The sequence below is a fragment of the Anaerobiospirillum sp. NML120448 genome (assembly GCF_023050945.1).
GTDB lineage: Bacteria > Pseudomonadota > Gammaproteobacteria > Enterobacterales > Succinivibrionaceae > Anaerobiospirillum.
On the sequence record NZ_JALKIM010000139.1, the window covers coordinates 1 to 2,577 of the forward strand.

General features: G+C 39.6%; 4 protein-coding genes. All 4 read right to left on the reverse strand.

Annotated features, from left to right (window positions below; translation table 11 throughout):
- Window positions 1-112 precede the first annotated feature (112 nt).
- Window positions 113-313, reverse strand: coding sequence for a hypothetical protein (locus MXE38_RS12035; RefSeq protein WP_246915406.1), 201 nt, complete (start codon window positions 311-313; stop codon window positions 113-115).
- A 321-nt stretch (window positions 314-634) separates the two neighbouring features.
- The gene (locus tag MXE38_RS12040) at window positions 635-1,402 is read right to left on the reverse strand and encodes a hypothetical protein (RefSeq protein WP_246915408.1); all 768 of its coding nucleotides are present in this window, start codon (window positions 1,400-1,402) and stop codon (window positions 635-637) included.
- A gap of 162 nt (window positions 1,403-1,564) precedes the next feature.
- Window positions 1,565-2,209: a hypothetical protein gene (locus tag MXE38_RS12045; RefSeq protein WP_246915410.1), complete on the reverse strand. Its 645-nt coding sequence runs from the start codon at window positions 2,207-2,209 to the stop codon at window positions 1,565-1,567.
- A 72-nt stretch (window positions 2,210-2,281) separates the two neighbouring features.
- Window positions 2,282-2,577: hypothetical protein (locus MXE38_RS12050; RefSeq protein WP_246915412.1), on the reverse strand; the 296-nt coding region annotated here is incomplete at its 5' end.

The window sequence follows — 2,577 nt, forward strand, 5'->3', positions numbered from 1 at the left end:
AGGATAAACGGCAGCTCATACTTGACGGTTTTGACGCATATGGGGTAAGGCACAGATTGCGAGCCGGGCACTTTCATCCATCGACTGGTGTCAGCAAATCGCTACTTGGCTGTCATATGGATTTTTTAGAAATAAGGTTCTGGTAGAAAGACAGCTTCTCGCTCTTTTCACGTTCTTTAGAGCGGCGAATTTGCTCATCTCTATTAGAAGATGAAGAGCTAGAACTGCTACTACTTCTACCTTTAGATGCTGCAATTACAGCAGCAGTAATACCTAAGCCTATAGCAATTGGTGCAAACAACCATGGCAACATAGTAATGCCTCCATAAGATTTAAATTAACAAACTAGAGTGTTCCTTACTCCAAACAATGGTTTACGCATTCAATTAAGTTCTCTTATCTCTATTAGCCATTAAAGGTAACTTCAATAAGGCTATCAGAGCCACTGAATGCGAGTGGTTAAAAATATTTGACTGATTACTGGCGCTTAACAACTAAAACTAGCCAAGCTATTAAGTTGCAGAGCATTAACACTAATCAAGTCAAGGCAATAAAAAGGATGAAATGCCACCTCTTTTGGGTAAATTCCATACCCTCAGATGGCATATGGGCAAATTCATAAGAGATATTAGCTCTATCTAGGAACTGTCACATCAAAAGGATTGACTTTAGAGCCTGTTAGGTTCAATGGCTTTCCTCGAGTGCCTGACACAATCAAAGGGTTTGTTGCAGCTCTCTTGTCGTTGACCTTGACTGTACTTGTATTGCCAGTCACATCAAAAGGGTTTGTTGCAGCTCTCTTGTCGCTTGCCTTGACTGTACTTGTATTGCCAGTCACATCAAAAGGGTTTCTTGCTGCTCTCTTGTCGTTGACCTTGATGGTATGGTTAGAGGTATGAGAGCTTTTAAAAGGATGATCCTTAACAATTTGGATATCAACTGTTGAGGCATCAACTGTTGGGATTTCTTCGCTGTAATCACCGTTTTGCAAAGAGCTACGAGCAGAGTTAAGAGCGTCATTGACCTCAGCAAACATAATATTAAGTTGCTCTAGTTCTGTTTGCAGTGAGATAAATTTTTCTTCCTGTTCACAAATAGTTTGAGGAACGACAAAAGAACAAGGGCCAGAACCAGTTTCAGCACTACTGTTGTACTTAGATTTCATGAACCTATTATGCTTAGTATCTTCTATGCGCCATTGGTTTTTGATAGCATAAAACTTCTGGTCAATTAGTTGTTGAGAGTTTTTAATAGCAGCTTGGCGCTCACGCTCTTTAGCCTCCCTCTCTTTGTCCTTATAGTCAGAGCGAGAACTCGAGGAATTATCTGAATCATCTTTTGATGACGATAAAATAGCGGCACCAACGCCGAGAACGGCTGCACCAATTAACCATGGCAACATAATTTAATTCTCCCTAAGAGATGAGTGTTAAGGTAGAGCTTTACGAGCTCTAACAAGTTAAAAATACGATGATTACTTCATTTATCAGCACATGTTGAGTGAAGCTCTAATTGTATGTGCTTTTGTTTGGTAATTACTATTCTTACTTTCTAAAGCCCTAGCTTATTTTTTGTCAGAAAGAACCTTTAGAGTATGGGAAAGCTTGTTTCCTATCTGCAGAGCTAACTTAGAGTTGTTTGCAATTGCAGAGTTAAAAGACATATTCAATTCTGATAGCGATTGAGAAAGTTTTTGAGAGTCAACTTGATCTTTAAGAGAGTTGAACATGGTTGCAATACCATTAATAGAATCTTTAATCTCAGATTCAAGGGAGTGATCCTTAGCTAAGGCACTCTGGGCAGCAGTAATTGAACTTACCATTTCTGCTCTCATTAACTCCAATGAAGATAGCTCTTTTTGGAGCTGCTCCATTTGCATTTGAGCTTGATCGATAGCCCTGACAGTGAGGACATTGGTAGATAAGCTCTTGCTTAGAGAGTTTGGGGTACTTTTATACCCAGAGTTAAGTTCTTTGTTTGTAGGCAAAGAGCTTAAATTCCATTTGCTTTTAAGGTCAGCAAGCTTTTGGTCAAGTTGTCTTTGAGACCTGTCTATGGCAGCCTGACGTTCACGCTTTTTAGCCTCCTCAACCCTGTCGTCGTAGTCAGAGCTACTAGAACTAGAAGAGCTACTAGAGCTATCTTTTGCTGCCGCAACAATAGCGGCTCCCACGCCAACAACAGCAGCTCCAATTAACCATGGCAACATATAACCTACATCCCCGAAAAAAATGTTGGGTATCATTATATGATAATTTTTGTACCTTGATACCCCCAATTATCATGTGGTACTCTGATGTATAGGTATATCTAAGTAATTTATAGGAAGCTTCAGCTCTTCAACGAGCTCTTTTTGTTGCTTTGTAAGAGCTGATGTTAAGATCCATATCTGGTCTTTTTTAGTACATTGAATATCAGCTAACCTCTCAATCGCACTATCTAACCCAATGCGGCTCTTAGTAAGGTAGGATCTAAGCTTATTATCCAGTAGCTTACGAATAATGAGAGCAATAAAGGCAATGAATAGTTTGCCGTAGATGCTGTCTTGATTTTTAACCTCTAGTCTCTCATCAAGAA